Source organism: Streptomyces sp. NPDC059743, assembly GCF_042732975.1.
Lineage (GTDB): Bacteria > Actinomycetota > Actinomycetes > Streptomycetales > Streptomycetaceae > Streptomyces.
The window spans coordinates 1-20,265 of sequence record NZ_JBHWGS010000002.1 but is presented as its reverse complement, the minus strand read 5'-3'; the positions used below and the strand labels follow the sequence as shown (position 1 = coordinate 20,265).

Annotated in this window: 17 protein-coding genes and 1 tRNA gene; 10 read left to right on the top strand and 8 right to left on the bottom strand. The window is 69.5% G+C overall.

Going from position 1 to position 20,265, the window contains the following annotated elements; genetic code table 11:
- Positions 1-165: 165 nt before the first annotated feature.
- Complete coding sequence (cdgB, locus tag ACFV6H_RS03210) at positions 166-1,893, bottom strand: diguanylate cyclase CdgB (protein WP_384982731.1); 1,728 nt, start codon at positions 1,891-1,893, stop codon at positions 166-168.
- Positions 1,894-2,365: 472 nt separating this feature from the next.
- Between cdgB and ACFV6H_RS03205 the strand changes: the two genes are divergently transcribed.
- Together ACFV6H_RS03205 and helR are read left to right on the top strand one after the other, a co-directional pair.
- Positions 2,366-2,914: a flavin reductase family protein gene (locus ACFV6H_RS03205; RefSeq protein WP_385538920.1), complete on the top strand. Its 549-nt coding sequence runs from the start codon at positions 2,366-2,368 to the stop codon at positions 2,912-2,914.
- Between the two features lie 309 nt (positions 2,915-3,223).
- On the top strand, positions 3,224-5,398 hold the full coding sequence (gene helR, locus ACFV6H_RS03200) for an RNA polymerase recycling motor ATPase HelR (RefSeq protein WP_385537993.1): 2,175 nt from the start codon (positions 3,224-3,226) through the stop codon (positions 5,396-5,398).
- A 63-nt stretch (positions 5,399-5,461) separates the two neighbouring features.
- Here the strand turns inward: helR and arfB are convergent, their stop codons facing one another.
- On the bottom strand, positions 5,462-5,893 hold the full coding sequence (arfB, locus tag ACFV6H_RS03195; RefSeq protein WP_093596133.1) for an alternative ribosome rescue aminoacyl-tRNA hydrolase ArfB: 432 nt from the start codon (positions 5,891-5,893) through the stop codon (positions 5,462-5,464).
- Between the two features lie 228 nt (positions 5,894-6,121).
- Between arfB and ACFV6H_RS03190 the strand changes: the two genes are divergently transcribed.
- A complete protein-coding gene (locus tag ACFV6H_RS03190; RefSeq protein ID WP_066955721.1) occupies positions 6,122-6,697 on the top strand; it encodes a TerD family protein in 576 nt (191 codons plus the stop codon).
- 160 nt (positions 6,698-6,857) lie between these two features.
- Here ACFV6H_RS03190 and ACFV6H_RS03185 read toward each other — a convergent pair whose 3' ends face one another.
- Together ACFV6H_RS03185 and ACFV6H_RS03180 are read right to left on the bottom strand one after the other, a co-directional pair.
- Complete coding sequence (locus tag ACFV6H_RS03185; protein WP_385537990.1) at positions 6,858-8,330, bottom strand: M1 family metallopeptidase; 1,473 nt, start codon at positions 8,328-8,330, stop codon at positions 6,858-6,860.
- A gap of 22 nt (positions 8,331-8,352) precedes the next feature.
- Positions 8,353-8,925: a Uma2 family endonuclease gene (locus ACFV6H_RS03180; RefSeq protein ID WP_385538918.1), complete on the bottom strand. Its 573-nt coding sequence runs from the start codon at positions 8,923-8,925 to the stop codon at positions 8,353-8,355.
- 193 nt (positions 8,926-9,118) lie between these two features.
- Between ACFV6H_RS03180 and ACFV6H_RS03175 the strand changes: the two genes are divergently transcribed.
- Positions 9,119-9,616, top strand: coding sequence for a hypothetical protein (locus ACFV6H_RS03175; RefSeq protein WP_385537987.1), 498 nt, complete (start codon positions 9,119-9,121; stop codon positions 9,614-9,616).
- Between the two features lie 362 nt (positions 9,617-9,978).
- On the opposite strand, the gene ACFV6H_RS03170 is transcribed toward ACFV6H_RS03175, so the two are convergent.
- On the bottom strand, positions 9,979-10,671 hold the full coding sequence (locus ACFV6H_RS03170; RefSeq protein WP_385537984.1) for a pentapeptide repeat-containing protein: 693 nt from the start codon (positions 10,669-10,671) through the stop codon (positions 9,979-9,981).
- A gap of 180 nt (positions 10,672-10,851) precedes the next feature.
- Between ACFV6H_RS03170 and ACFV6H_RS03165 the strand changes: the two genes are divergently transcribed.
- The 3 genes from ACFV6H_RS03165 (at position 10,852) to ACFV6H_RS03155 (ending at position 15,037) form a co-directional block, all read left to right on the top strand.
- Entirely contained in the window at positions 10,852-12,096 is a 1,245-nt protein-coding gene (locus ACFV6H_RS03165) for an NAD(P)-binding protein (protein WP_385537981.1), read from the top strand.
- Between the two features lie 93 nt (positions 12,097-12,189).
- Entirely contained in the window at positions 12,190-13,203 is a 1,014-nt protein-coding gene (locus tag ACFV6H_RS03160) for a zinc-binding dehydrogenase (protein ID WP_385537978.1), read from the top strand.
- 238 nt (positions 13,204-13,441) lie between these two features.
- The gene (locus tag ACFV6H_RS03155) at positions 13,442-15,037 is read left to right on the top strand and encodes an MFS transporter (protein ID WP_385537975.1); all 1,596 of its coding nucleotides are present in this window, start codon (positions 13,442-13,444) and stop codon (positions 15,035-15,037) included.
- Between the two features lie 59 nt (positions 15,038-15,096).
- On the opposite strand, the gene ACFV6H_RS03150 is transcribed toward ACFV6H_RS03155, so the two are convergent.
- Both ACFV6H_RS03150 and ACFV6H_RS03145 read right to left on the bottom strand, forming a co-directional pair.
- Entirely contained in the window at positions 15,097-15,579 is a 483-nt protein-coding gene (locus ACFV6H_RS03150) for a GNAT family N-acetyltransferase (protein ID WP_384982760.1), read from the bottom strand.
- A 25-nt stretch (positions 15,580-15,604) separates the two neighbouring features.
- A complete protein-coding gene (locus ACFV6H_RS03145) occupies positions 15,605-16,531 on the bottom strand; it encodes an aminoglycoside phosphotransferase family protein (RefSeq protein WP_385537971.1) in 927 nt (308 codons plus the stop codon).
- Here ACFV6H_RS03145 and ACFV6H_RS03140 point away from each other — a divergent pair.
- On the top strand, positions 16,530-17,270 hold the full coding sequence (locus ACFV6H_RS03140; RefSeq protein ID WP_385537968.1) for a rhomboid-like protein: 741 nt from the start codon (positions 16,530-16,532) through the stop codon (positions 17,268-17,270). The two genes, ACFV6H_RS03145 and ACFV6H_RS03140, sit on opposite strands and share 2 nt — an antisense overlap.
- Positions 17,267-18,751, top strand: coding sequence for an NAD(P)/FAD-dependent oxidoreductase (locus tag ACFV6H_RS03135; protein ID WP_385537965.1), 1,485 nt, complete (start codon positions 17,267-17,269; stop codon positions 18,749-18,751). Before ACFV6H_RS03140 ends, ACFV6H_RS03135 begins: the two co-directional genes overlap by 4 nt.
- Positions 18,752-18,842: 91 nt before the next feature.
- On the opposite strand, the gene ACFV6H_RS03130 is transcribed toward ACFV6H_RS03135, so the two are convergent.
- Positions 18,843-18,918: transfer RNA gene (locus ACFV6H_RS03130), tRNA-Thr, on the bottom strand.
- A gap of 157 nt (positions 18,919-19,075) precedes the next feature.
- Here ACFV6H_RS03130 and ACFV6H_RS03125 point away from each other — a divergent pair.
- Complete coding sequence (locus ACFV6H_RS03125) at positions 19,076-20,188, top strand: RNA-guided endonuclease InsQ/TnpB family protein (RefSeq protein ID WP_385537962.1); 1,113 nt, start codon at positions 19,076-19,078, stop codon at positions 20,186-20,188.
- The last annotated feature ends 77 nt before the right edge of the window (positions 20,189-20,265 follow it).

The following is a 20,265-nucleotide window of genomic DNA, read 5'->3' as shown; positions in this document are numbered from 1 at the left end:
CAGCCCTGTCCCGAATCCGGCCCTGTTCTGTCCTGTCCTACGTACCGGCATACGTATCGGCGTTCGTACCGGCATACGTACGGACGCCTCCGGATACTCACCGGACACCTCCAGGGCGCCGGAGCACTCAAGCCTTCACCACACCACGCACACACGCACAGAGGGCTATCCCGCCCGCCGGTGGACCGTCTTGCGGGACCGCTTCTCGACATACATCCGCTGGTCGGCGGATTGCAGGACCTCTTCCACGGACATCCCGCAGGCCGCCCAGCTGATGCCGAAGCTCGCGCCGACCCGGACCGCCCGTCCGTCGACCCGGATCGGCGGAATGATCGCGTTCCGCAGCCGTACGGCGAGATCCGCGGCGTCGGCCGCTCCCAGGCCGTCCGCGAGGACGACGAATTCGTCACCTCCGAGCCGGGCGACTGTATCGCCGTCCCGTACGCCCGTGGTCAGCCGGTGCGCGACCTCGATCAGGACCGCGTCGCCGGTGTTGTGGCCGAAGCGGTCGTTGATGGACTTGAAACCGTCGAGGTCGCAGAAGAGCACCGCGAGGCCCTTCGTACCGTCGTCGGCCTCGCCGTCGTCGCTGGGCGCGACCATGTGCACATGATGGTCGAAGGCACCGGCCCCGGCCGGGCCGCCACCGCCACCGCTGCGTACGCCGCCGCCGCGGCCCGCCTGCTCCTCGTAGCCGTCGTACCCGTCATAGCCGTCGTACGCGTCGTATCCGGGCTCGTACAGCACCGTGCCCTCGTATCCGCCGTACGCCGCGTCCAGCGCCTCGACCGCGGTCTCCCGCAGGGCATGGGGCCGCGAACAGAGCCGGGAGCTGAGGCGGGAGCGCAGCTCCGCGCTGTTCGGCAGGCCGGTGAGCGAGTCGTGCGAGGCGCGGTGGGCGAGCTGGAGCTCGCGGCTCTTGCGCTCCTCGATGTCCTCGACATGGGTGAGCAGGAAGCGGGGGCCGTCGGCGGTGTCCGCGACCACGGAGTTACGCAGCGAGACCCAGACGTAGGTGCCATCGCGGCGGGCGAGCCGCAGCTCGGCCCGGCCGCCCTCGGCGGAGGTGCGCAGCAGCGTCCCTATGTCCTCGGGATGGACCAGATCGGAGAAGGAGTGGCGGCGCATCGCGGAGGCCGGACGGCCCAGCAGCCGGCAGAGCGCGTCATTGGTCCGCAGCAGCCGACCGTGCTGGTCGCCGCCCATCTCGGCGATGGCCATACCGCTGGGCGCGTACTCGAACGCCTGACGGAAGGATTCCTCACTGGCCCGTAGCGCCTGCTGTTCGCGTTCGAGCCGTACGAGGGCGCGCTGCATATTTGCTCGCAGGCGAGCGTTACTGATCGCAATGGCGGCCTGGGACGTGTACATCTGGAGGGCTTCCTGTCCCCAGGGCCCGGGACGGCGGCCACCGCGCGGCCGGTCGACGGAGATGACACCGAGCAACTCGCAGCCGCCGCCGGACGCGTACATCGGCGCGTAGAGGCGGTCCTGCGGGTGCCACTCGTCCTCGAAGCGCGGATCGGGGCCGTCGGTGTACCACTGAGGGACGTCGTCCTCCAGCAGCACCCAGCCCTCGGTGTGCGGTATGAACCGCAGGTCGCCCCAGCTCTCGCCCATCGCGAGCCGGCGCTCCCAGGAGCCCCGGGAGCCGACCCGGCCGGTGATCAGCGCCTCGGCGGCGGCGCTGCCCGCGAAGGCCGCGACGACGAGATCACCGTCGGCCTGGACGACATTGACGCACGCCAGCTCGTAGCCGAGTCCTTTGACGACACCGTCCGCGACGGTCTGGAGGGTGTCCGCCAGGCTGCGGGCGGTGTTGAGTTCGGCGACGGCCTGGTGCAACTGCCGCAGGGTCGCAAGACGGACATACGGCTCCGACTCGGTCTCCATTGCTCGCTCTCCCCGAGACCTCGACAGCAACTCCAGGATTCTCATCGGCTCTCGTGTTGCATTCTCATCGCCACTGAATCACAGCGAGCTGTTCGCCCGGTACACAGGGTCAGCAAATACTGCGCTCTGTGACTCAAGTCACATGATCCGAAGAGGAGGAAGAGCGCCTGATGGGAGCGCTCCAGGGCTTTCTTGAACGCAAATTCCGGACGGCGTGCGGGGCCTTCCGGAGGAGCCCGCAGGGCCCGGGAGACCCGGGGCCATCCCTCGTGATCCTACGACGCTCTCGCCGCTGCGGATGGCGGTCCCAGGCGGTCCTTGGCGGTCCTTGGGCGGCCGGTCCTAGGACCGGTCCTGGTCCGTCGGCCCGATGTGGACGGACGGCGGCGGGAGCTAGCGTTCGCCCGTGTCCCAGCCCCAGTTCCAGACGACCCCCGCCGCCCAGACCGAGGCCGTCCCTCGCGCCGAGGCGATCCCTCCTACGGAGGCCATCCCTCATGCTGAGGGAGTGAGCAACGACGAGTTCCGCGCCGCCCTGGCACGACTGGCCGCGGGCGTGGTGCTGGTGACCGCCCACGAACCGCCCTTGAGCACGGAGGGCCCGCGCGGCGAGGACGCCGGCATGACGGCGACGGCCTTCATGTCCGTCTCCCTGGAACCGCCACTGGTCCTGGTCAGCGTCCGCAACGGCTCCCGCATGGACGATCTGCTCGCCGAACAGCCCTTGTGGGCGGCCTCCCTGCTGACGGAGAGTCAGCGGCACATCGCGGGCCGGTTCGCGATGAAGGGCCGCATCAGCGACCGGCTGCTCTTCGAGGACATCCCGTACCGCCGCGGAGAGGTGAGCGGCGCACCGCTGATCGGCGGCTCACTGGCGGCTCTGGAATGCCGTACGGAACAGCGCGTGGAGGCAGGCGACCACACACTGGTCATCGGCCGGGTCCTGACAGCGGAACTGCCGAGCGCGGAGGGCGGCCCGCTGATGTATTTCAAGGGACGCTACCGGCAGCTGGGTTCGTAGTATCGGCGGACCGGGCCGCAGCACATACCCGTACCCACGCCTCGCCACTCTCAACGTATAGCGCACCGGGGGGCTTGCGGCAAGGCCCGGGTCGTGGCGCAGAATCACTGGCCGAGGCCAGGACCTGCGGAAACGGGAGATCCACAAAGTGCGTGTGTTGCTGTCAGTTCATGGGGTGTGCGGTACGTCGAGCCGGTTGCGGGCGCTCAGCCCGGTCGCGGGCGCTCAGCGCCGAGGTGCCGGTGGCCCAGGTGCCGGTGTGTGCGCCGTCGGGCTTCGCAGGCGCGACCTCGGATCGGGGCTGATGGCATGAAACCCCTGACCACCAGCGCGTTCGACCTTCCCGACCGCCTCTCCGCCAAGGCCGACCCACTGCTGATCGCCGACGACGAGCAGCACTTCGCGGCCATCGCGGAGAGCCTCGAACAGGCCATCGCCGAGCTGTCCGACCGCCTCGACGCCGAGCGCAAGACGCCCGGCGGCATCGGCCGGCAGGCGATGGACCGGGACATCGAGATCCACCGGCTGACCGGTCGGCTGCGCGCCCTGCGCCGCTTCGGTCTGGACCTGTGCCTGGGACATATCGTCGGCGCGGACGACTCCGAGCCCGCGTACATCGGACGGCTCGGCCTCACCAACAGCGCGGGCCGCCGGCTGCTGCTCGACTGGCGCTCCCCGGCGGCCGAGCCGTTCTTCGCGGCGACGCACGCCAATCCGATGGGACTGGCAAGCCGCCGCAGATATCGCTGGACCCGCGGCCGGATCAGCGACTACTGGGACGAGGTGTTCACCGCCGACGGGCGTGAGCGGCACGCCGCCCTCGACGACCAGTCCGCCTTCATCGCCAGCCTCGGCAGCAACCGGTCGGAACGGATGCGAGACGTGCTCGCCACCATCCAGGCCGACCAGGACGCCATCATCCGGGCCGGATCCCGCGGCGCTCTCGTCGTAGACGGCGGTCCGGGCACGGGAAAGACCGTTGTCGCCCTGCACCGCTCCGCCTACCTCCTCTACTCCGACCCGCGCCTCGGTCACCGCCGTGGCGGCGTACTGTTCGTCGGTCCGCACCAGCCCTACCTGGCCTACGTCGCCGACGTCCTGCCCAGCCTCGGCGAGGAGGGCGTACAGACCTGCACCCTGCGGGACCTCGTCGCCGAGGGAGCCGGAGCGGCGATCGAGACCGATCCGGACGTGGCCCTCCTGAAGTCGTCCGTGAACATGGTGAAGGCGATCGAGACGGCCGTCAGGTTCTACGAGGAGCCGCCCGCCAAGGGAATGACGGTCACGACCCACTGGTCCGACATCTGGCTGAGCGCCGGCGACTGGGCCGTGGCGTTCGAAGCGGCAGAACCCGGTACTCCGCACAACGAGGCGCGCGAGCAGGTCTGGGAGGAACTGCTCACGATCCTGGTGGACGCGCACGAGGGCGACGCCTCGGCACAGGACAGCGCCGTCCCGCCCGACCTGCTCCGCAAGTCACTGCGGCAGAACAGGGAACTGCTCACGGCCTTCAACCGCGCGTGGCCGCTGCTCGAAGCGGCCGACCTCGTCGGAGACCTGTGGTCGGTACCCGCCTATCTGCGGATGTGCGCTCCCTGGCTCGGTCCCGACGACGTGGCGAAGCTCCAGCGCGAGGACGCCCAGGCCTGGACGGTGTCCGACCTGCCGCTCCTGGACGCGGCACGGCAGCGGCTCGGCGACCCGGAAGCGTCGCGGCGTACACGTCGGAACAAGGCCTCAGTCGCCGCCGAACGCGAGCGCATGGACGGCGTCATCGACAGCCTGCTCCAGAACGTCGTGATCGACGAGAGCGAAGGCGCGATGGGAATGCTGCACGGACAGGACGTACGGGACAGCCTGATCGACGAGAGCGCGCTGCCCGCCGACGAACCGGACCTGCTCGCCGGCCCGTTCGCCCACATCGTCGTGGACGAAGCTCAGGAACTGACCGACGCCGAGTGGCAGATGCTGCTGCTCCGCTGCCCGTCCCGGAGCTTCACCATTGTCGGGGACCGCGCCCAGGCCAGGCACGGGTTCACGGAGTCGTGGCAGGAACGGCTGAGGCGGATCGGGCTCGACCGGATCGACGTGGCCTCCCTGAGCATCAACTACCGGACACCGGAAGAGGTCATGGCGGAAGCCGAGCTGGTCATCCGGACCGTGCTCCCGGACGCCAATGTGCCGACGTCCATCCGCAGCGGCGACGTCCCCGTCGTACACGGATCCGTTTCGGATCTGGACTCGATCCTCGACGCCTGGCTCGCCGCGCATGGGGAAGGGATCGCCTGCGTCATCGGCGATCCCACGTTCCGGTCGACGCCCCGCGTCCGGTCGCTGACGCCGGAGCTGTCGAAGGGGCTCGAATTCGACCTGGTCGTCCTCATCGATCCGGAGGAGTTCGGCACGGGCATCGAAGGAGCGGTCGACCGCTATGTCGCGATGACCAGAGCGACCCAGCAGCTCGTCATCCTCACAAGCTCCTGACGCCAGCACGTCGGCACGTCGGCACGCCGGCACGCCAGCCGAGACATGCCGACCGGACAGGGCCTAGGTCCAGTCGCGGCCCGTGCGGCCACGTTTCGTCTCGGCGCGCTGCTTCTTCTCGCGGAGTCTGCGCTCGTTGATGCCGCGCGGGATCTTGGTCTTCCTGCGTGCCCGTGGCGGCGGAGCCGTCGCCTCGGCCAGCAGCGACGCGAGCCGCACCGCCGCCGTCTCCCGGTTGCGCCACTGCGAGCGGTACTCCGACGCGCGTACGGAGATCACGCCGCCCACCAGCCGGTTCGCGAGCCGCTCCAGGGCGCGGTCCTTCCAGACCTGCGGCAGCGCCTCCGTCTTCGCGAGATCGAAGCGCAACTCGACCTGAGAGTCGCTGGTGTTGACATGCTGCCCGCCGGGCCCTGAGGAGCGCGAGAAACGCCACATCAGCTCGGCCTCCGGCAGGGAGACCGAACCACGGATGACATAAGGAGGCCCGGACATACCTCCATGGTCCCGTGCGCCCGCCCTTCGCGTCACCCTCTTTTCCCGTGCCACGTTCCCGCGCCCTCGCCGCCCGCGCTCCCGCGCCCGCCGCGATCCCGCGCCCGCCGTCCGGGTAAAGAAAGTAAAGAGGTACGGAACCTCCCGGTCCCCTGCCCGCGTTATGTCGGGTGACGGTAACTTCGGGACGACTCGAAGTCCGCACACGACAACGAAAGGGACATCCCCATGGCTGTAAGCCTGTCCAAAGGCGGCAACGTCTCCCTCACCAAGGAGGCACCGGGCCTGACCGCCGTCACGGTCGGCCTCGGCTGGGACGTCCGTACCACCACCGGTACCGACTTCGACCTCGACGCTTCGGCCATCGCGGTGAACGGTGGCGGGAAGGTCGTCTCCGACGGCCACTTCGTCTTCTTCAACAACAAGTCGACGCCGGACCAGACGATCGTCCACACCGGTGACAACCGCACGGGCGCGGGCGAGGGCGACGACGAGGCGATCAACGTCAATCTGGCGGGTCTGCCGGCCGATGTCGACAAGATCGTCTTCCCGGTCTCCATCTACGACGCCGAGACCCGCAGCCAGAACTTCGGCCAGGTGCGGAACGCGTACATCCGCATCGTCAACCAGGCCGGCGGCGCCGAGATCGCCCGCTACGACCTGAGCGAGGACGCCGCCACCGAGACCGCGATGGTCTTCGGCGAGCTGTACCGGAACGGCGCGGAGTGGAAGTTCCGCGCGGTCGGCCAGGGCTATGCCTCGGGCCTGGTCGGTATCGCCACGGACTTCGGCGTCAACCTCTGACCCGGAAGCATCCGCCCGAACGCCCTCGCGGGCCTCTCGCGGGGGCGTTCGGCTGGGCGGGGCGGGTTCCGGCGGTTTCCGGCCGAGCGGAGGCAGCCGGGATAGTTACCGACCGCTGCGACCGTCAGACCCACCAGACCCATGAGGCCCGCCAGGCCCGTCACTCCAGCGGCGGCTTCTCGTCGCCGTACAGCCAGGTGTCCCAGATGCCGCTGAGGTCACGGCCCGCCTGCCGCTCCACATAGGTCGTGAAGTCATGGGTGTCGGCGTTGCCATGACGGTACGTCTCCAGCCAGCCGCGCACGATCCGGAAGAAGGCCGCGTCGCCCACGGCCTCCCGTACCTGCTGGACAACCATGGCGCCGCGCCCGTACACCGGCGCGTCGGAGATATTCACGGCGGAGGGCGGCTTGGCGGGCGGGAACGCCCAGTTGTCGTCGTCCTCGTACGCCTCCTCGAAGCTCTGCCGCACCGGCACCCGTTCGGTGTGCTCCGTCCAGAGCCACTCCGTGTACTCCGCGAAGCCTTCGTTGAGCCACATGTCGCGCCATGACTTGGGAGTGACGGAGTTCCCGAACCACTGGTGGGCCAGTTCGTGCACAAGTGTCGCGACGCTGGTGGGACCGGGGAGGAAGGGCCTGTTCTGGGTCTCCAGGGCGTACTGGGAATCGCCTTTCCTTCCGATGATCACTCCGGTAGAGGAGAAGGGATACGGCCCGAAGGTCTTCTCCTGCCAGGTGATGATCCCGGGAAGTTCGGCGAGGAGGCGCGCGCTGTCGGCAGCGACGGCGGGATCGACGGCGGAGTAGATGGGCAAGGCACCCACCACGGCGGCACCGGCACCGGCACCCGCCTTGTCCGCGCTGTTCCCCGACTTCTTCCCTGCCTTCTCCGCTGCCTTCTTGACCGGTTTCTCCTCAGCCCTTTCCGCCGTCTCGGTCTTGTAAGGACCGATGGCGACAGTGGCCAGATAGCTGGCCATCGGCTGCGCGGAGTGCCAGTCGAAGGAGGTACGGCCGGCCGTCGTACGCTCGCTCCTCAGCTCACCGTTGGAGACGGCCTTCATACCCTCGGGCACGGTGATCCGGATGTCGTACGACGCCTTGTCGCTCGGGTGGTGGTTGCCCGGGAACCACGCCATCGAGCCGGTCGGCTCCCCCAGCCCCACCGCGCGCTCGCCCGATCTGAGCCATCCCTCCTCCGACTCGTCGGGATCCGTGATGCGCCGCGGTACGCCGGAGTAGTGAACGACCGTACGGAAGGTGTCCCCGCGGCCGACGGCGTCGTGCGGCCGGAGCGTGAGTTCCGTACCGGCGCGGTGGAGCGCGGCCCTCTCGCCGTCGACGGTCACGGAATCAACCTTCATTCCCGCGAAATCAAGATTGAGGGCGCTGAGATCCTGGGTGGCACGGGCGGTGATCTCTGCGGTTCCTCGGAGCCGTCCGGTGGCAGGCGCGTAGTCGAGAGTCAGACCGTAATGCTGAACGTCGTAGCCGCCATTGCCGAGCCGCGGAAAATACGGATCCCGCACCCCCGCGGCCCCGGGCCGCCCACGCACAGCGCCATCGCCGGAGCAACCGGCGCAGCCGGTGAGAACAAGAAGGGTGAGAGGAAGGGCCAGACGCTTGTCCACCCCATGATCGTAGGTCCCTCCGTCAGAACTCGCCGGTATCGATCTCGAACCCCAGAGGCTCAGGAAGCGGAACCGACTCGGAGATCTTGTACGGAACCTTGCGCGTGTACTCCTCACCGACGGGCACCGTACAGAGCACGGCCTGGCCGGCTTCCCGGTCGATGAGGAGGTAGACGGGAATCCCTGCGCGGGCGTAACCCCGGACCTTCTTGACCCGGTCGTTGTCACCGGTGGAGCGCGATGTCACCTCGGCGATGAAGAGGACGGGCGAGGGATCGTGGTACTCCAGCTCATCGGTGAAGCTGCCCTTGGGCGCGATGACCAGGTCGGGCACGATCTTGCCGGAGACCGACGCGCCAGGGACGTACAAACCCAGGCCGGTGTAACTCCGCAACTGCGGATTCCTACGGCGTTCCGTCACCTGTCCGCTCAGCTCAGAGACAATCTCTTCGTGCTCGCCATTGGCGGGAGGCCTGACATGGATCTCCCCTTCGATCAATTCCACACGCCACCCCTCGGGGGCAACCGCATCGAAAACGTCGAAGGCCGCTTCTACCGACAGGGCCGGGATCCTTCCCTTCACCTGTCGGAGCACCCGCTCGTACGGCTCGTACGACTCATATTCGGAAACAGGCAGTGCCACGGCGGACCTTCCTTGTGCAGGCGACACCGCCAGCCTAGGCCGTGAGCTGTGACGTTTCCGCAGTTGGAACGCATGATCGGCCAGCTCAGGAGGCCGTCGGCCGACCCCGGGAGTCCGTCGAGCGTGGTCGTGACACCATCGGGCCGTGCTCGACATCGGTTACTCCCTCTCCCGTCGCTTTCCCGATCCGCCGCAGACCGACTACCGGCGTGCGGATGTTCAGGCCCTGCGGCATGACCTGTTCTGTGGGGATGTCTATCTCGCGGACACCAAGGCGGACCGGGAGCTGTCCACCGCCTGGGGATGGGTGCCGGTGCTCGACTTCGCTTGGGCGCTGTGCGACATCGTCGAGCAGCTCGACCGCGATCCGCGCGGGAGCCGTGCGGCCAAGCCGCAGTACGCCGAGCTGGACTTCACCGAGTCGGCCGACCGTATGCTCTTCCACCGCCGCTTCGGCTGGGTCGATGTGGAGGCCGACTGGATGCCCGGCGACGAGCCTCCGCTGACCTTCAGCCACCGTCTGCTCCGCCGCGAGGCCCGCGACTTCCTGCACGATCTGATCGCGGATCTCGCCGACATGCACGAGGGCCTGGCCGACAACCCGATCATCTGGGACCTCCAGTCCCGCTTCCCTCGCGTCTGAGCGGGAAGGCACGGCACAGCGCCGGCCGGCCACGTCCGCCCGCCCGCCGGGCACCTCACCGGCACATCGTCCGCACACAGCCCTCGCATCGTTTTGCGCGCGGCCAGGAGTACATCCCGGAGCTCCGGGCAGACGTCGGATGCCGGGGCACCGCCGGGAACGGGCGACCGCTTCCTCCCTCCACAGAGAAGGCGTGCCCCCGGAGCACCACGCAGGCCCCGGTCCATTCCCCCCAGGCCGGGGCCTCCGGTCTCTCCCGGTGACAGTCTGTCCCGGTGACGTCCCGAGCCCCGGCCGCCGTACGAGCCGGCCCCAGGCCCCTGGCCGCCAGGCCCGTACACCACCGCCTCCCAGCCTCCGCGTCAGTCCTCCACCCGCACGCCTATCTGCGCCGCGAACGCCGGTGCCAGGTGCAGCAGTTGCGCCGAGCTGATCACCGCTCCCGCCAGCCGGTCCAGACCGCGCGCGATGTCCAGCTCCGCGACCGTCCGCAGATCGACGTCCTTCAGCCGCGCGCCGCTCAGATCGGCCCGCCGGAGCACACAGTCCCGGAACTCCACACGCTCCAGCTCCGCCTCGCCGAAGTCCGTCTCGGACAGGACACAGTTCTCGAAGACCACATCCTTCAGCCGGGCCTTCCGCAGATTCGCGTAATCGATCTTCCCGCCCCGGAACAGCACCCGCTCCAGCACCGCGCCATGGAGCTGCACTCCGCCCAGACGCGCGTCCACCACCTCCACATCGCGCAGTGACGCGCCCGCCATGTCCGTGCCCACTCCCCGGACACCGCTCAGCACGGAATCGATGAACCGCGTCCGCCCCAGGGCCGTCCCGTCGAGAACGCACTCCCGCAGCGCGCAGTCGATGAACCGGGCGCCCGGCCCTTCCTGTCCCGTCAGTACGAGGTCCTTGAACTCCAGTCCGTCGTAATCCCCGTCCGGCTCCAGCCCACCGCCGTACGGGCTCAGCGGCGGCAGCCGCACCTCCGCCCGCCTCGCCTCCACCCGCCTCGCCGAGCCCCCGTCCGCACCGCTCTTCGTCGTCTTCCTCGCCATGTCCCCATGGTGACGTACACCACTGACAACACGCCGATGTCACAACGAGCTGTCCGGTATCCGTCACACCGGTGAGAGCGAGAGCAGGAGCAGGCGAGCTCAGGAGCAAGTGAGCACAAGGACAAGTGAGCACAGGAGCAAGCGAGTACGAGAGCACGAGTGAGCGAAGGGGACACCCGCATGAATCCCAGGAACCGCATCACCGTCATCGGCGGCGGCCTCGCCGGACTCACCGCCGCCATCACCGCCGCCGAGTCGGGCGCCGCCGTCACCCTCTGGGAGGCCCATCACACGCTCGGCGGCCGGGCCCGTACCGCCGAAGGCGCGTACCGCACCAACGAAGGGCCGCACGCCCTCTACCGCCGCGGACCGCACTGGGCCTGGCTGAAGCAGCGCGGTCTGCTCGGTCCCATGGCGAGCCCGCCCGCGCGCGAAGGCGCCCGTTTCCGCTTCCACCACGGCGGCGCCCTGCGCAGGACCCCGCCGCTCGGACTGCTCCGTCTCGCCCGCCGCAAGGCCGAACACACGCCGGTGGACACCGACTTCATGACCTGGGCCAGCGCACTCGAAGGGCCCGCCACCGCCCGCGCCGCCGCGCACTTCGCCGCCGTGGCCCTCTTCCACCACGACCCGGGCTCGCTCTCCGCCGCCTTCGTCCAGGAGCGCCTGCGGCGCGCCGCCGCGCTGCCGCCCGAGGCCCGCTATCCGGTCGGCGGCTGGAGCGAGCTGATCGACCGTATGGCCGGGTACGCGTGGAACCTGGGCGTACGGATCGAAACGGCGGTACGGATCGACACCGTGCCCGAGGACGGGCCCGTGATCGTCGCCACCTCCATGGGCGCGGCGCGCCGACTCCTCAAGAACGACGGGCTGCGCTGGACGGGCGGCCGTACCGCGCTGCTCGATCTCGCGGTCCGCAGGCGCCGTGGCGACGCGTTCATCGTCTCGGACCTCGACGCTCCCGGCTGGCTCGAACGGTTCACCGCGCAGGATCCGTCCCTCGCACCGGCCGGCGAACAGCTCGTCCAAGGGCACTTCCCGGTCGGCCCCGGTGAGTCCGGCGCGGACGGCATCGCGCGCGCCGAGCGCCTGCTCGACCTGGGCTTTCCCGGCTGGCGCGAACGGACGCTGTGGCGGCGCGACTCCCTCGCGACCGGCCGTACCGGCGCCGTCGACCCGCCCGGCACCACCTGGCGGGACCGGCCCCGTATCGACCGTGGCGACGGCGTGTATCTCGCGGGCGACGAGGTGGCGGCGCCGGGCGTGCTCTCGGAGGTGTCGTTCAACAGCGGGATCGAAGCGGCCTCACTGGCCCTGCGGCAGCTGAAGCAGGCGGACGGCGCTGTCGGCCCGCGGCTGAACCCGCAGCCGAAGCAGGCGGACGGAGCCGCCGATCCGGCCGGCCTTGACCTCAAGCATGCTTGAGGTCGGACGCTGCTCCCACAGCACCCGCCGGGCAACGAACCGCGCGGGACGACGAATCCGGACGAACCCCGGACGAACCTCAGGGAGCCCGCCATGCACGCCGTCCGCCTCCACGCCTTCGGTCCCGCCGAGAACCTCACGTACGAGCCGGCCGAGGACCCCGTGCCCGGCCCCGGCCAGGTCCGGATCGCCGTCGCGGCGGCCGGCGTCCATCTCCTCGACACCGCGCTGCGCGAGGGCATGCGGGGCCCGTATCCGGCCACCGCCGAACTGCCCACCATCCCGGGCCGCGAGGTCGCCGGTACGGTCGAGTCGCTCGGCGAGGGCGTGGCCGCCGACTGGCTCGGCAAGCGGGTCGTCGCGCACCTGGGCATGGTGCCGGGCGGTTACGCGGAACTCGCCGTCACCGACACCGCCCGGCTCCACGAGATCCCGGCCGGACTCGACGAGGCCGAGGCCGTCGCCATGATCGGCACGGGCCGTACGGCCATGGGCATCCTCCAGTTCACCGACGGACTCGGCCCCGGCGACATCGTCCTCGTACCGGCGGCGGCCGGCGGGATCGGCACCCTGCTCGTCCAGTACGCGAAGAACGCCGACGCCACCGTCATCGGCCTCGTGGGCGGCCCGGCGAAGGTCGCCCGCACCGCCGCGAACGGCGCCGACCTCGCCGTCGACTACACCCTGCCCGACTGGCCCGCACAGGTCCGCGACCATCTCCGCGAGCGTCACGACGGCCGTGGCGCGACCGTCGTCTTCGACTCCGTCGGCGGCGGTACGGGCCTGGCCGCCGTCGATCTCCTCGCCAAGGGCGGCAAGCACATCGTCTTCGGCTGGTCGGGCACGGGCCTGCACAACGGCGGGCCGCTGACCTTCACCGACGAGGAACTGGCGGAGCGCGGGATCACCTCCGAGTCCGTCCTCGGCCCGGTGATGCTCCAGAAGGCGGGCGGCGACATACGCGTACTGGAGGAGCGCTCGCTCGCCGAGGCCGCGGCCGGGCGGCTGCGCCCGGCCGTACAGCGCTTCCCGCTCGCCGAGGCGGCACGCGCGCACCGGGCGCTGGAGACGCGCGGAACGATGGGGAAGGTCGTTCTGGAGCCGTAGCCGTAGAGCCGTGACCGGGAGCCGGGAACCCGTAGCCCCGGGACTGAGCTCCGTACCGGCGCCAGGACGGGGGTCCGGCGCCGGTACGGGAACAACCGCCCTCCCCCGGTCGCAAGAAGCGAAACCACCCGATCCATGGTGTTCTGTGCAGAGATCCGGCGAAGAGCCGACCGTAACCGGGCCGACCGCGACCGGCACAGATCCAGATCCATCTGACCCATGCGAGGGAAGACCTGGGATGAGCGACCCGGCGAACTCGGACAGCCGCCCCGGTGCCAAGCCCGGCGCCCGACCCGGCGCCCGGCCCGGCCCGGAGCCCGGCACCGAGGTCGACACCCACCGCTGGTGGGCCCTGGCCGTCATCGCGACAGCCCAGCTCATGGTCGTACTCGACGCCACCATCGTGAACATCGCCCTGCCCTCGGCCCAGCGCGACCTCGGCCTGACCAACGGAAACCGCCAGTGGGTGATCACCGCCTACACCCTCGCCTTCGGCGGGCTGCTGCTCCTCGGCGGCCGGATCGCCGACCTCGTCGGCCGTAAACGCACCTTCGTCGTCGGCCTGATCGGATTCGCCGCGGCCTCCGCGATCGGCGGCGCGTCCACCGGCCCGGAGATGCTCTTCCTCGCCCGCGTGCTCCAGGGCGCCTTCGCCGCGCTCCTCGCGCCGTCCGCGCTCTCCCTGCTCACCACCACCTTCACCAGCGGCACCGAGCGGGCCAAGGCCTTCGGCGTCTTCAGCGCCATCGCGGGCGCGGGATCCGCCATCGGTCTGCTCGTCGGCGGCGTTCTCACCGAGTATCTGAGCTGGCGCTGGTGTCTGTACGTCAATGTCCCGATCGCCGCGATCGCCGTGGTCGGCGCGTTCACGCTGCTCAGCGACCGGGCCGGCACCCGTGGAGCGCACGGGGCGCATCTCGACATCCCGGGCGTCGTCCTCGGCTGCGGCGGTCTCGTCGCCCTCGTCTACGGACTCGGCGAGGCCGAGGCCAAGGGCTGGAGCGCGCCGCTCGTCCTGGGCCTGCTGCTGGGCGGTGTGGCGCTGCTGTGCGTCTTCGTGTGGTGGCAGAACCGTTCCACCGGGCCGCTGCTGCCACTGCGTATCGTCCGCGACCGCAACCGCGGCGGCTCGATGCTCATCATGTGCCTGACGACCGTCGGGCTGTTCGGCGCGTTCCTGTTCATGACGTACTTCCTGCAGACCATCCTCGGCTACTCGCCCTTGCGCACCGGCCTCGCCTTCCTGCCACTGACCGCGTCGATCGTCATCGGCTCCACCCAGATCTCCGCCAGGCTGCTGCCGTACGCGCCGCCGCGGTTTCTGCTCGTACCCGGACTGCTGCTCGGCGCCGGCGGACTCTACTCACTGACCTTCATCGACACCCACTCCAGCTATCCCGCGCACATCCTGCCCGGCACCGTGCTGCTGGGCCTCGGCCTGGGGCTCACCTTCATGCCCGCCATCGCCACCGGCACCTCGGGCGTGCCGGCCAGGGACTCCGGCGTCACCTCGGCGACCGTCAACACCGCGCAGCAGGTCGGCGGCTCCATCGGTACGGCCCTCCTCAACACCATCGCGACAACCACCACGAGCGCCTATCTCGCGGTTCATCTCTCGGCGGCGGAGAAGGCGGCGGAGAAGCAGGGCGGGCTCACACCGGCGCAGAAGGCGGACATCGTGAACACCGGCACGGTCCACGGCTTCACCGTCGCCATCGCCTGGGCAGCGGTCATCCTGCTGGCTGCGGCAGTCGTAGCCGCACTGGTCATTACGGGCGCCTCGCCGCGCAACCGCGAGGCGGCAGCGGCGGCCACGGGCGCGCGCGGTGCCTGAACGCTGACCACTGACCGCCCCGGGGGCGCCGGGCGAGCCGCCGTCGTCTACTCCCGCGCCTACTCCCGCGCCGTCCCCAGCCCCGCGAGCGCGTCGTCCGTCAGACGGAACACCGTCCAGCCGTCCTGCGGCAGCGCGCCCAAGGACCGGTAGAAGGCGATCGACGGCTCGTTCCAGTCCAGCACCGACCACTCCAGCCGCTCGTAGCCGCGCTCCACACAGATCCGCGCCAGCTCCGTCAGCAGCGCCTTTCCATGGCCGCCGCCGCGCCGGTCGGGACGTACGTACAGGTCCTCCAGATACACCCCGTGCACACCGCGCCACGTCGAGAAATTCAGGAACCAGAGCGCGAAGCCCACCGGCTCACCGTCCTCGTCCGACTCCGCGATATGCGCGAACGCCGCCGGCCGCTCGCCGAACAGCGCCTCACGGAGCTGCTCCTCGGTCGCCCGCGCCTCGTCCAGACACTTCTCATACTCCGCCAGCTCACGGATCATCGCGTGGATCACCGGGACATCGGCGGCAGTGGCAGTACGAATCATGACCGCAGCCTGCCCTCTCGCCCGCTCACCGTGCCAGCAGTGACCGAGCGATGGACACCTGATCGGGATCCAGCTCCCACTCGCCGTCCTTGATGTGCCACAGGGAGTTCTGGAGCACCCGCCCCAGCGTCCAGGCCCGGGCGCGCTCCCGGTCCAGGCCCAGCACCTCCGTCATCAGATCGAAGCGCCACAGCGTCTCCGACGCGTCGAAACGGTTGTCCAGCGCGGGCAGCAGCTCGAAGCCCGGATCGCCCGCCAGCGGCTTCGGATCGATCGCCAGCCACGGTTCCCGGTCACCGGCCAGGACATTCTCGTAATGCAGATCCCAGTGCAGCAGCCGGTCCCCGGGCTCGGCCGCCACCTCGCGCAGCGCCGCCGCGCAGTCCCGCAGCAGCCGCCGCTCGTCCTCGTCGGCGAGCGAATCGACCAGTGCCTTCTCCGGCCCCGCCACCTCCCGCAGCATCCGCGCCGCGATATCGCCCAGCGAGCGCAGACCGGCCGGAGCCCGCGCCGACGTCAGCCGCGCCAGCAGCTCCGCCAGAATCCGGACCGCCTCCCGCGACGGCACACCGCTCAGATCCCGGGCACGCAGCCGCTCCAGCAGCAGCGTGCCCGTCGTACCGTCGTACCGCAGCAGCCGCACCGCGCCGTCGCCGTCCCACGCCCGCAGCGCCACCGGCTCCCCGGCCGACTCGTCGTCGAGATGCTGAAGCTTCAGCACCGCCGCCGTACCGTCCGCGCACTCCACCGGCAGCACCAGCGCACACATGCCGTACATCGAAGGACCGGTACGGCGCAGCTCCCACCGCTCCAGAAAATCCGCCGCCCTACCCGGCAGCGCCGCGATGAACGCACGGCCGGCCTCGCCCAGAAACCTCGACTGTGTTTCCGCCAGCTCCACCGGAATGTCAATCACGCCCACGATCCTACGGCCGTGCGTGAATCGGCCCATGCGCCGCATTCTCCACACGGTCCGCACCCGGATCACAACGATCCGCACCGGGACCACGACGGTCCGCACCTGGACCGCACCGATCCGCACCTGGATCACAACGGTCCGCACCTGGATCACGAGCGCCTCCGGCACCTATCTCTGGCTGGCCGCCCTCTTCGTCACCACCGTCGCCCTCCACCAGATGTCGCCCCAGTTCGAGAGGGAATTCCTGCTCCAGCGCTCCACCAACATCCATGAGCTGTCCACCGATCCCGTCCGTGTGCTCATCGTCAGCGCCTTCTGGATCGACGGCGGTACATGGCTCCCGTACGCCGTGCTCTACACCGTCTTCCACGCGCCCGCCGAACACTGGCTCGGCACCCCGCGCTGGCTCTCCGTGGCCGCGCTCGCCCATATCGGCGCGACGCTGATCAGCGAGGGCGTCCTCGGCTGGGCCATCCACCACGGGCACGCGCCGCAGTCCGCCGCCAACACCCTGGACGTCGGTGTCAGCTACGCGCTCGCCGGAATCGCGGGCGTCCTGACCTACCGAGTGCCGCTCCCCTGGCATCTGCCCTATCTCGCCGCCGTCCTGATCTTCTACGGCGTGCCGCTGATCACCGGCCGTACCTTCACCGACCTCGGCCATCTCACCTCGGTCCTCATCGGACTCGCCTGCTACCCGCTGACGCGCGCCCGCCGTCCCCGCCGATACCTGGACAAACGTACGAGTGCCGGTGTACGAACGCCCACATGACCAGCGCAGACAACGGCGGTACGAGCGGCAGCGGCAGTACGGAACCCACGGCCGGCACCGGACCTGGCGCCTCCGCGACCACGGCCGGCACCACCAACGGCGGGATCTCCTTCTGGTACGCCCAGGACGGCATCCCGACCCCACGCGAACCGCTCCCCGGAGACACGACCGCCGACGTCTGCATCGTCGGCGGCGGCTACACCGGCCTCTGGACGGCCTACTACCTCAAGAAAGCCGTGCCCTTCCTCGACATCACCATCCTGGAAGGAAAGTTCTGCGGTTACGGCGCCTCCGGACGTAACGGCGGCTGGCTCTACAACGGCATCGCGGGCCGCGACCGCTACGCCCAACTCCACGGCCACGACGCCGCCGTACGCCTCCAGCACGCCATGAACGACACCGTCGCCGAAGTCGTACGCGTCGCCGCGGAGGAGCACATCGACGCCGACATCCACCAGGGCGGCGTCCTCGAAATCGCCCGCACACCCGCCCAACTCGCCCGCCTCAAGGCCTTCCACACCGCGGAGACCGCCTTCGGCGAGACCGACCGCACACTCCACGACGCCCGCGAAACCGCCGACCGGATCCGCGTCACCGGAGCCCTCGGCTCCACCTGGACACCGCACGGCGCCCGGCTCCACCCGGTCAAACTGGTCAAAGGCCTCGCCGCGGCCGTCGAAGCACTCGGCGTCACCATCCACGAATCGACGCCCGTCACCGAGATCAGGCCCAAACATGCCGTGACTTCGTACGGCACCGTCCGCGCGCCCTACATCCTCCGCTGCACCGAAGGCTTCACCGCGAACCTCAAGGGCGCCCGGCGCACCTGGCTGCCCATGAACTCCTCGATGATCGCCACCGAACCACTGCCCGCCGACATCTGGGACACCATCGGCTGGGACGGCCGCGAAACACTCGGCGACATGGCACACGCCTATATGTACGCCCAGCGCACCGCCGACAACCGCATCGCCCTGGGCGGCCGTGGCTATCCCTACCGCTACGGCTCCAGAGCCGCGCACTTCACGGACACCGCCGGCACCCAGCCCGCCACCATCGAAGCGCTGCGCGACATCCTCGTCCGCTTCTTCCCCGCTACCGCGGGCGCCCGTATCGACCACGCCTGGTCCGGCGTCCTCGGCGTCCCGCGCGACTGGTGCGCCACCGTCACCCTCGACCGCACCACCGGCCTCGGCTGGGCCGGCGGCTACGTCGGCTCCGGCGTCGCCACCGCCAACCTCGCCGCCCGCACCCTGCGCGACCTGATCCAACAGGACTCCGGCCAGTCGGGCCCCACCGAACTGACCACCCTCCCCTGGGTCAACCACAAGGTCCGCAAATGGGAACCCGAACCCTTCCGCTGGCTGGGCGTCCACGCCCTGTACGCGGCCTACCGCACAGCAGACACCAAAGAATCCACCACCCCAACCTCCACAACCCACCCCATAGCCCGAGCAGCCAACCGCATCTCGGGCCGCTGACAGGGCAGTTGAGGGCAGCGCGACGGCCGCGAGCGGCGGTGAAAACGCAAGTGTCCCGGCCCTGAGAGGGGCCGGGACACTGTTTTGTCAGAGCCCCCTGTCGGACTCGAACCGACGACCTGCCGATTACAAATCGGCGACTCTAAACCAAACTGAGCTAAGGGGGCATTTGCGCACAAAAAGGCCGTGCGCGAAAGCTCTCTCACTCTACACAGCGACCAACTGTCGGAGCCACAAAGTTCCCGTGCCCGCGTGACCTCGCGACCACACGTTCGTTGTAAGGACTGACGTTCTGTTGCGACGACCAGATCACGGAGAGTGGCTGTGACGGACTCAGCGATAGGCCCCGTAGCACGGGTCACCGGCGCGGAGGCCAAGCGCGTCAAGCGTGAGGTGCTGGGCATAGCCGACCGGCGCAAGCACCACAAGCGCCGTGCCACTCCGCTGAAGAGCCGGGTCAAGGAGCCGGGCATGCAGCAGCGGGTGTACCGCTTCCGGTTCTATCCGTCGCCGGTCCAGGCCGAGCAGTTGGTGAGCACCTTCGGTGCGTGCCGCTGGGTCTACAACGAGGGACTCGCCCTGCGGGTGGGCGCCTGGGAGAAACACCGTGTCTCCGTGGGTTTCGCGGAGACGTGCCGGGCGCTGACCGGGTGGCGGAGGGCGGAGGGGACGTCGTGGTTGGGTGCGGTGTCCTCGACGGTGTTGCAGCAGGCGCTACGGCATCTGGAGACGGCGTTCTCCGGTTTCTTCCGGGGGACGGCGAAGTATCCGCAGCGGAAGCGGAAGCACCGGTCGCGTGATTCGGCGACGTACGTGCGGACCGGTTTCCGCTGGGTGGAGGATCCGGAGCGACCGGGTACCGGGCTGGTGACATTGGCGAAGCAGTCGGAGCCCTTGGATGTGCGGTGGTCACGGGCGCTGCCCGGCGGGACGGTTCCAGTGAAGTTGACGGTCACACGGGACCGGGCCGGCCGGTTCTTCCTCTCGGTGCTGGTCGAGGAGCGGATCGACCCGTTGCCTCCGGTGTTTCTGCCGGAGGGGAGCGAGCCGAAGGCGGTGGGACTGGATCTTGGTCTGGCATCGTTGGTGACACTCGATGACGGGACGAAGCTTGATCATCCCCGACTGTTGAAGAAGTACGAGAACGAGCTGGCCAGGTTGCAGCGTGAGCTGCACCGCAAGCAGCGGGGTTCGAAGAACCGCAACAAGGCCAGGCTCCGGATCGCCCGGCTGTATGCCCTCATCGGGGATGTCCGCAGGGACATGCTGGATCAGTTCACCACCCGCCTCGTGCGCGAGAACCAAGTGCGTGCGACACGAGGTCGCTCCATTCAAGTGGCCGTATTTCGAATGGGAGAGATACCGGAGATACGGCTCGGGCCAGTGTCCAGGCCCGTTCCCACGCCCACATGCGTCGCCGGTAACGGCGGGGTGTGAAGCTGGGCGTTCACGCTCAAGAGCGGCCCGGCCATCGGGCGGCAACAAGCAAGGGAAAGACTGGACGGGCGAACGCA

Bases quoted from the DNA above. Each gene is read 5' to 3' on its own strand.
- cdgB (WP_384982731.1), bottom strand. From the start codon at position 1,893: ATGGAGACCGAGTCGGAGCCGTATGTCCGTCTTGCGACCCTGCGGCAG.
- helR (WP_385537993.1), top strand. From the start codon at position 3,224: ATGAAACCCCTGACCACCAGCGCGTTCGACCTTCCCGACCGCCTCTCC.
- arfB (WP_093596133.1), bottom strand. From the start codon at position 5,893: ATGTCCGGGCCTCCTTATGTCATCCGTGGTTCGGTCTCCCTGCCGGAG.
- ACFV6H_RS03190 (WP_066955721.1), top strand. From the start codon at position 6,122: ATGGCTGTAAGCCTGTCCAAAGGCGGCAACGTCTCCCTCACCAAGGAG.
- ACFV6H_RS03170 (WP_385537984.1), bottom strand. From the start codon at position 10,671: ATGGCGAGGAAGACGACGAAGAGCGGTGCGGACGGGGGCTCGGCGAGG.
- ACFV6H_RS03165 (WP_385537981.1), top strand. From the start codon at position 10,852: ATGAATCCCAGGAACCGCATCACCGTCATCGGCGGCGGCCTCGCCGGA.
- ACFV6H_RS03160 (WP_385537978.1), top strand. From the start codon at position 12,190: ATGCACGCCGTCCGCCTCCACGCCTTCGGTCCCGCCGAGAACCTCACG.
- ACFV6H_RS03155 (WP_385537975.1), top strand. From the start codon at position 13,442: ATGAGCGACCCGGCGAACTCGGACAGCCGCCCCGGTGCCAAGCCCGGC.
- ACFV6H_RS03150 (WP_384982760.1), bottom strand. From the start codon at position 15,579: ATGATTCGTACTGCCACTGCCGCCGATGTCCCGGTGATCCACGCGATG.
- ACFV6H_RS03140 (WP_385537968.1), top strand. From the start codon at position 16,530: ATGCGCCGCATTCTCCACACGGTCCGCACCCGGATCACAACGATCCGC.
- ACFV6H_RS03145 (WP_385537971.1), bottom strand. From the start codon at position 16,531: ATGGGCCGATTCACGCACGGCCGTAGGATCGTGGGCGTGATTGACATT.
- ACFV6H_RS03135 (WP_385537965.1), top strand. From the start codon at position 17,267: ATGACCAGCGCAGACAACGGCGGTACGAGCGGCAGCGGCAGTACGGAA.